Annotated in this window: 9 protein-coding genes; 4 read left to right on the top strand and 5 right to left on the bottom strand. The window is 69.1% G+C overall.

Annotation, left to right across the window (positions count from 1 at the left end; all coding sequences use genetic code 11):
* Positions 1-63: 63 nt before the first annotated feature.
* The 5 genes from VDQ18_RS22030 to VDQ18_RS22010 all read right to left on the bottom strand — a co-directional run bounded on the left by VDQ18_RS22030 (position 64) and on the right by VDQ18_RS22010 (position 5316).
* On the bottom strand, positions 64-777 hold the full coding sequence (locus tag VDQ18_RS22030) for an alanyl-tRNA editing protein (RefSeq protein ID WP_323023015.1): 714 nt from the start codon (positions 775-777) through the stop codon (positions 64-66).
* Positions 774-3284, bottom strand: a complete 2511-nt coding sequence (locus VDQ18_RS22025; protein ID WP_323023014.1) for a DUF3772 domain-containing protein — start codon at positions 3282-3284, stop codon at positions 774-776. Before VDQ18_RS22025 ends, VDQ18_RS22030 begins: the two co-directional genes overlap by 4 nt.
* Before the next feature lie 25 nt (positions 3285-3309).
* Positions 3310-4332: a cysteine synthase A gene (locus tag VDQ18_RS22020; protein ID WP_323023013.1), complete on the bottom strand. Its 1023-nt coding sequence runs from the start codon at positions 4330-4332 to the stop codon at positions 3310-3312.
* A gap of 35 nt (positions 4333-4367) precedes the next feature.
* Positions 4368-4793 (bottom strand): hypothetical protein, encoded by a 426-nt coding sequence (locus VDQ18_RS22015; RefSeq protein WP_323023012.1) that lies wholly within the window; start codon positions 4791-4793, stop codon positions 4368-4370.
* 121 nt (positions 4794-4914) lie between these two features.
* Positions 4915-5316 (bottom strand): hypothetical protein, encoded by a 402-nt coding sequence (locus tag VDQ18_RS22010; RefSeq protein WP_323023011.1) that lies wholly within the window; start codon positions 5314-5316, stop codon positions 4915-4917.
* A 111-nt stretch (positions 5317-5427) separates the two neighbouring features.
* Between VDQ18_RS22010 and VDQ18_RS22005 the strand changes: the two genes are divergently transcribed.
* The 4 genes from VDQ18_RS22005 to VDQ18_RS21990 all read left to right on the top strand — a co-directional run bounded on the left by VDQ18_RS22005 (position 5428) and on the right by VDQ18_RS21990 (position 7256).
* A complete protein-coding gene (locus VDQ18_RS22005) occupies positions 5428-5709 on the top strand; it encodes a hypothetical protein (RefSeq protein WP_323023010.1) in 282 nt (93 codons plus the stop codon).
* A 60-nt stretch (positions 5710-5769) separates the two neighbouring features.
* Positions 5770-6084 (top strand): hypothetical protein, encoded by a 315-nt coding sequence (locus VDQ18_RS22000; RefSeq protein WP_323023009.1) that lies wholly within the window; start codon positions 5770-5772, stop codon positions 6082-6084.
* Positions 6085-6170: 86 nt separating this feature from the next.
* Positions 6171-6929, top strand: a complete 759-nt coding sequence (hisF, locus tag VDQ18_RS21995) for an imidazole glycerol phosphate synthase subunit HisF (protein WP_323023008.1) — start codon at positions 6171-6173, stop codon at positions 6927-6929.
* A gap of 15 nt (positions 6930-6944) precedes the next feature.
* Complete coding sequence (locus VDQ18_RS21990) at positions 6945-7256, top strand: phosphoribosyl-ATP diphosphatase (RefSeq protein WP_323023007.1); 312 nt, start codon at positions 6945-6947, stop codon at positions 7254-7256.
* Positions 7257-7326: the final 70 nt, after the last annotated feature.

Here is a 7326-nt window from a genome sequence, read left to right as displayed (position 1 = left end):
GGAGGGTTTTCCACCCTCCTTGAAAATCCTCCCGAGGATATTTTCAGAACAAAGATGTGTCTGTCAGGCCAGGTGCAGGCTGACGCGGCGGTTCTGCTTGCCCTTCTTCTCGACCTTGCCAAGCGTGACGCGGCCGATCTCGGCCGTCGAGGCGACATGCGTGCCGCCGCAGGGTTGCAGGTCGACCTGCTCGTCGGCCGTGCCGATGCGGACCAGCCGCACCCGGCCCTGCCCCATCGGCGGCTTCACCGACATGGTCTTCACCAGATCCATATTGGCCGCCATCTCGTCATCGGTGATCCATTCCGTGGTCACCGCCAGATCCCGGGCGATGAGCGCGTTCAGCGCCGCTTCCAGCGCTTCCTTGTCCTCGGGCGCCTCGGGCATGTCGAAATCGAGGCGGCCCTTCTCGGCGCCGATCGAGCCGCCCGTCACCGGCAGCGGGATCACCACCGAAAGGAGGTGCAGCGCGGTATGAACGCGCATGTGGCGGTAGCGGCGGTCCCAGTCGAGATGCATCTCGATCCCGGCCCCTGCGGGCACCGAGGCGCCGGGCTCCAGCACCAGCGCCACCTCGGTCGCACCCTCCTTGCGGGTGTCGGTCACCGCCAGCCGCCCGTCCGGCCCGTCGATCCAGCCGGTATCCCCCGGCTGGCCGCCGCCCGCCGGGTAGAAGACCGAGGCGCCGACCACCAGCGCGCCGTCCTCGGCCAGCCGCGTGACCGTCGTACGGCAGGAGCGGGCGTAAGGGTCGGTGCGGAAAAGGGGGTCGGTCATCGGGTCTGCTCGCGGAACGGGGGATCGACCTCGTCGGCCGAGAGACCGGCGCTGTCGGCGGTGTCGCGGTCGGGGCGGGGCTCGGGGTTCGTGGGCTCGGCCTCGGGTTCGGGCTTGCCGGGCTTGGTCATCGACAGGCCCAGCGTCTCGGGGTTCCTGAGCCAGATGTCGCGCTGGGCATAGGGGATCTCGATCCCCTCCTCGGCGAAGCGGGCGGCGATCTTGTGGTTCACCTCGGTCGCGACGCCCACCTTCATGCCGACATCGCGCAGGATCGCCCGGATGCGGAATTCCAGCGCATCGGCACCGAAGCCGAGGAAATCGACCCCGGGCGCCGGATCCATCACCACCAGCGGCTCGCCCTCGATGATCTCGCGCAGGATGCGCTCGACCTTGCGGGTATCGGTGCCATAGGCCACGCCGACGGTCATCACCACCCGGCCGGTGCGCGACGACTTGGTGTAGTTGGTGACCGCGCCGGAAATCAGGTCGGCGTTGGGGACGATGACCTTGGAGCGGTCGAACGTCTCGATCATCGTCGAGCGCACCGAGATGCGCTGCACGATGCCCTGGGTCGGGCCGACCTCGATCCAGTCGCCTTCGGAGACCGGGCGCTCGATCAGCAGGATGATGCCCGAGACGAAGTTCGAGACGATGTTCTGAAGCCCGAAACCGACGCCGACCGACAGGGCACCGGCGACGATGGCGAGGCCCGAAAGGTCGATGCCCGCGACCGAGAAGGCGACCAGCGCGGCGGCGGTGATGCCCAGATAGCCCACGCCCGAGACCAGCGCCTTCTGCGCGCCGCGCTCGATCGAGGTCTTGGGCAGGACCGAGGTGCCCAGCGCGCTCTGCAGCGCCCGGGTGGTCACATAGCCGAAGGCGAAGACGACGAGGAACCAGATCAGCGAGGCGGGCGAGATCCGGGCGCCGCCCAGACTCGTCCCCTCGGAAAAGCGGGTCCAGAGCTCGATCAGATCGGTCTCGCGCGCGCCCCAGATCAGCGACAGCGGGATCAGCGACAGCAGCGACAGAACCAGCCCCGAGAGCGCCGGCACCAGACCCTGCGTCGCATTCTCGCTTTCGCCGACGATGGCGATGTAGATGGCGATGATCAGCCGGTGCAGCACCATGACCAGCGCGATGACGGCCAGCGACTTGACCGGCGGATAGGTCAGCATCGCGGCGGCGGCGATATAGCCCGCGGCGCCGAGGATGGGCGAGATGACGCCGAACAGGAACAGCACCCGCGTGCCCAGTTTCAGCATCCGGTCGAAGAAGGGCGAGGCGTCGACCTCGACCCCGTTCTCGATCAGCTTGCGCGGCTCGTGCCGCCGCAGGATGCGCGAAAAGCGCAGCATGGTCAGGGCGCAGAGGATGACCAGCGGATAGGTCAGCGCCGCCAGCGCCGAGGCGGACATCCATTGCGGGGCGAGGATCGGGGTGTAGATCGCCTCGACCGCGGCGAGGAAGCCGAAGATCAGCGCCATGCCGCGCGCCCGGCGGCGGTCGGCAGCGCTGAGGTTCAGGTTCAGCCGCGGGTCGTCGATGATCGGGAAGACATGCAGCGACAGCCAGCGGGCGAAGAAGATCGCCATGCCGGCCGGGACCATGGCGTTGGTGATCTCGATGATGGTGGGCCCGGTCATCCGGGTCAGGCGGATCGCCGTCGCCAGCAGCATCAGCCCGAGGAAGGGCACGATCAGCTGCGAGAGCGAGACGAAGAAGGCCACCACCGACCGGCCGCGCAGGATCGAGGCGTTCTGCAACAGCCGCAGCGTCAGCTTCTCCATCCAGTGCCGGCCGCGCAGCAGCATCAGCCCGGCCAGCAGCAGGGCGCCCAGGGTGATCGGCAGATCGCTCAGCATCTCCTCGTAATGCGCGGGGTCGCGAAAGGCGTTGCGCGCCTCGGAGGCGATGGTCGAGCCCGAGGTCATCAGCGCATCGAGCCCGTCGAGCCAGGTCGCCGGGTTCAGCGGCGTCGGGCCGAGGGTCATCAGCGCGTCGGCCTGACGGGCGCGCAATTCGCGGTCGATCTGGCGGATGATCGTCTCGGCGCGGGCAAAGGCCTCGTCCGCGGCCCTGAGCGGCGCCTCGCGCTGGGCGAGGACGTCGTTCAGCTCGTTGCGCCGCGCGGTGACATCGGCGGCCTCGGTTTGCCCCTCTGCCGGAACCGGGCCCAGCGCGGTGATCTGGCCGCGCAGCGCGTCGATGCGTTCCTGCAAGACCACCTGCGCGTCCTGGAACTGGGCGCGCTTGTCGACCACCTGGGCGCGGATCGCGTTCAGCTCTTCCTCGCTGGTGGCGGCGTTTTCCAGCGCCTGTTCGGCCAGCGTGGCCAGCGTGTCCCAGCTGTTATAGTCGATCTCGACCGCCGGGCTGCTGGCGATTGCGCCCGAGCTTTGCGCCATCAGCGGCGCCGGGGCGACCGGCACGGCCAGAAGCGCGGCCAAGGCCAGCAGCAGCACCCGAAGTGACAGGAAGCGCAGAAGCGGGGCGATGGTCATGCTGAACGATCCTCCGGCCATGGGCTCAGGTGGCCCGCATGTCGGGCAGGCCGCGGGCCGCACGGTCGAGCCATGCCGGAACCGGCAGGTTCTTTTCGCGCAGGAAGGCCGGGTTGAAGAGCTTGGACTGATAGCGCGTGCCATAGTCGCAGAGCACGGTGACGATGGTATGCCCCGGCCCCATCTCGCGCGCCATGCGGATCGCTGCGGCGACGTTCACGCCGGTCGAGCCGCCCATGCAGAGCCCCTCGTGTTCCAGAAGGTCGAAGACCACCGGCAGCGCCTCGGCATCGGGGATGCGGTAGGCCATGTCGGGGGTGAAACCTTCGAGGTTGGCGGTGATGCGGCCCTGGCCGATACCCTCGGTGATCGAATTGCCGGGGTTGTCCTGCCCGGTATAGAGCTTGAGCAGCCCCGCGCCCTCAGGGTCGGCCAGCGCCACTTTCACGCCCTTGGGCTGCAGCGCCATCGCCACGCCCGCCAGCGTCCCGCCCGAGCCCACGGCGCAGGTGAAGCCGTGGATCTTGCCGCCGGTCTGCGACCAGATCTCGGGGCCGGTCATCTCGATATGCGCCTGGCGGTTGGCCACGTTGTCGAACTGGTTGGCCCAGATCGCGCCATTGGGTTCGGTCCGCGCCAGTTCGGCGGCCAGACGGCCCGAGTATTTGACGTAGTTGTTGGGATCCTTGTAGGGGACCGCCGGAACCTCGACCAGCTCGGCACCCGCCAGACGCAGCATGTCCTTCTTTTCCTGGCTCTGCGTCTCGGGAATGACGATGACCGTGCGGAAGCCCATCGAGGATCCGACCAGCGCCAGACCGATGCCGGTATTGCCCGCCGTCCCCTCGACAATCGTGCCGCCGGGTTTCAGGTCGCCCCGCGCCACGGCGTCGCGGATGATGAACAGCGCGGCGCGGTCCTTGATGGACTGCCCGGGGTTCAGGAACTCGGCCTTGCCGAGGATCTCGCAGCCGGTTTCCTCGCTGGCGCGCCGCAGGCGGATCAGGGGAGTGTTGCCGATCGCTTCGGCCAGATTGCGGCGGATCATGCGATATTTCCTTTCAGGAGCGGACGGTTGCGCGGTCAGTGAAGGCAGCCGCGACGGTTGAGCGAACGGGCATAGAGCCAGCCGAAGAGCGGGAAGGCCACCAGCACCGGCAGGATCACCGCCAGCGGCACGGGCAGCATCAGGACCGGCGGCGCGGCAAGGAAGACGCCCAGCGCCAGCGCCACCTCGAAGGCCATGGCGAAGAAGAACAGCAGGACCGAGGCGTCGTCCTTCAGCATCAGGAACAGCGCCGCCACCAGCCCCAGCCAGACGCCCAGCGCCCAGGTCACCTGCAGCCAGAGCGCGTCAAGCGGCATCAGCGCCATCAGCGCGGGCCAGCCGGGGGCGCCCAGGACAAAGCGGTCGATCACGTAATCCGCCGCCAGCAGCCCATGCCAGACCAGCAGGATCAGCGCGACAGGCACCAGATGCGAGGGGGCGGGTTCGGTGGATCGGGCCATGGTCTCCGTCTCTTCTGCCGGATGGAGGGCCGCCGGTCATCGCGCGACCGGGGCCCCTTTAGCGTTCAAAGTGGCGCGGACCCGGGGCGGTGTCCAGCCCCGAAGCCCCCGCGAGAGGGGCTCAGCGCGCCGCCTCGGCAAAGAGCGGATCGGCGGTCAGCTGGCTCGCCAGCGAGACCGGGACGCCGCGGGTGATCATGCGGCGAAAGACCGCCTCACCCCGGGAGCCCTGCGTCACCCCGGGTGGCAGCGCCGCCTGCCCCCCGTCACGCAGCGAGGCGGTCTGGCGGGCCAGCGGCCGCGTGTCGCGGGCCGTGCTGCCCGGGCAGCCTTCGAGCAGGCCGTCATGGGCGGGGTTCCCCGCCGCCGCCATCATCGTCCCGGCCTGGGTCAGAAGCGCGCATTCGGCGGCGATACGCGCGGCCGCCGTCGGCGCGGCGCGGGGCGCGGGCGCACCGGCGCTGCAGGCGGCAAGCGTCAGGGACAGCAGGCAAAGCGGGGGCAGGAGGGCAAGGGATCGCATGCCCTGCTTTCTAGTGCGCGGACCCCCGCCTGTAAATCGCGCCTCACGCGACTGTTGGTTGGGCCCCCCCCACCCGGCAGGCAGACTGCGCCCCAACGGACAGGAGAGCGGATGCGCTGGGGCTGGATCTTCGTGGCACTGATGGTGCTGGTGGGCTTGATCCCCATCCTGTCGCTGAGCGCGCTCACGGCCTTGTCCACGCTCGCCGGTTGCCGCAGCGCGCTGGGCTATAACGATCCCTGCCACTGGGCCGGGCTGGATTGGAGCGGCCTCCTGCATGGGCTGGACATCGCCGGGCGTTTCTTTTTCCTGACGGCACCGATCGCGCTGGCGGGATTCGTGCTGGGGATCGCGCTGGCGCTGGTCCTGCTGGTGCGGCGCGCGCGCGATTGAACCGAGAGCGCGGCGCGCACGACCCATCGGGTAAACCGTTCATCAGGGAAGGGACAGCCCATGCTTTTTGACGACGACGGCGATGGCGACCACGGCACCGGCCTGTTCGAGAATACCCCCCGCCCCCGGCGCGAGCCCGAACCGCTCAGCCCCGGGATGCGGCTGGCCTGGCGGCTGGGGACTTTCCTGCTGCTTCTGGGCTTCGTGCCGCTGGTGGTCTGGGTGCTGGCCCGGCAGATCGGCTGGGGCAACGCGGCGCTGGGGCCGCTCACGCTGATCGCCCTGCCCGTCTCGGCCCTGGGCGGGCTGATGATCGTGGTGCTGGTCCTTCTTTCGGCGCTGGGGGCGATCCGCCGGGGCAAAGACCGCTCCTGACACCCGGCCGCGCCGGTTCGGGCTTTCCTAAGCCCCCGGCCGGCGCTAGGGAGGGGCCAGGAACCCGCAAGCCCAAAGGCGTGGCCATGCTGAAAACCCGGATCATCCCCTGCCTCGACGTGGCCGATGGCCGCGTGGTCAAGGGGGTCAACTTCGTCAACCTGATCGACGCGGGCGATCCCGTCGAGGCCGCCAAGGCCTATGACGCGGCGGGCGCGGATGAGCTGTGTTTCCTCGACATCCACGCCACGCATGAAAACCGCGGCACGATGTTCGATCTGGTGACCCGCACCGCCGAGCAATGCTTCATGCCGCTGACCGTGGGCGGCGGGGTCAGGACGCATCACGACGTGCGGGCGCTGCTGCTGGCCGGGGCGGACAAGGTCTCGTTCAACTCGGCAGCCGTCGCCAATCCCGATGTCATCGCCGAGGCCGCCGACCGCTTCGGCAGCCAGTGCATCGTCTGCGCCATCGACGCCAAGACGGTGGAACCCGGCCGGTGGGAGATCTTCACCCATGGCGGGCGCAAGCCCACGGGCATCGACGCCGTGGAATTCGCCCGCACCGTCGCCGCCAAGGGCGCGGGCGAGATCCTGCTGACCTCGATGGACCGCGACGGGACGAAAGCGGGGTTCAACCTGCCCCTGACCCGCGCCATCGCCGATGCGGTGGACGTGCCGGTCATCGCCTCGGGCGGGGTGGGCACGCTGGACCATCTGGTCGAGGGCGTGACCGAGGGGCATGCCTCGGCGGTGCTGGCGGCCTCCATCTTCCACTTCGGCACCTACACCATCGGCGAAGCCAAGGCGCATATGGCCGCCGCCGGGATCCCCGTCCGACTTTGAAACCGTGAGGCTGTGATGAGCGCGATTGCCAGACTTGCCGCCACCGTCGAGGCCCGCAAGGGCGCCGATCCCGAAACCAGCTGGACCGCCAAGCTGCTGGCCAAGGGCCCGGAGAAATGCGCCGAGAAATTCGGCGAGGAGGCCATAGAGGCCGTCATCGAGGCAGTGAAGGGCGACCGCGCCCGGCTGACCGCCGAAGCCGCGGATGTGATGTTCCACCTGCTGGTGATGTGCACCGCCCGGGGCGTGACGCTGGCCGATATCGAGGCCGAACTGACCCGGCGCGAGGGCACCTCCGGCATCGCCGAAAAGGCCGCCCGGAAATAGGGTCGCACAATGACGAAGGGGGGCCCTGCGGCCCCCCTTCGCATTTCTGGCACCGGCCTCAGCGGCGGGT

This window comes from Pararhodobacter sp. (assembly GCF_034676075.1).
Lineage (GTDB): Bacteria > Pseudomonadota > Alphaproteobacteria > Rhodobacterales > Rhodobacteraceae > Pararhodobacter.
Note: the sequence above shows the minus strand (reverse complement) of the source record. Positions and strands in the feature narration are given on the sequence as shown.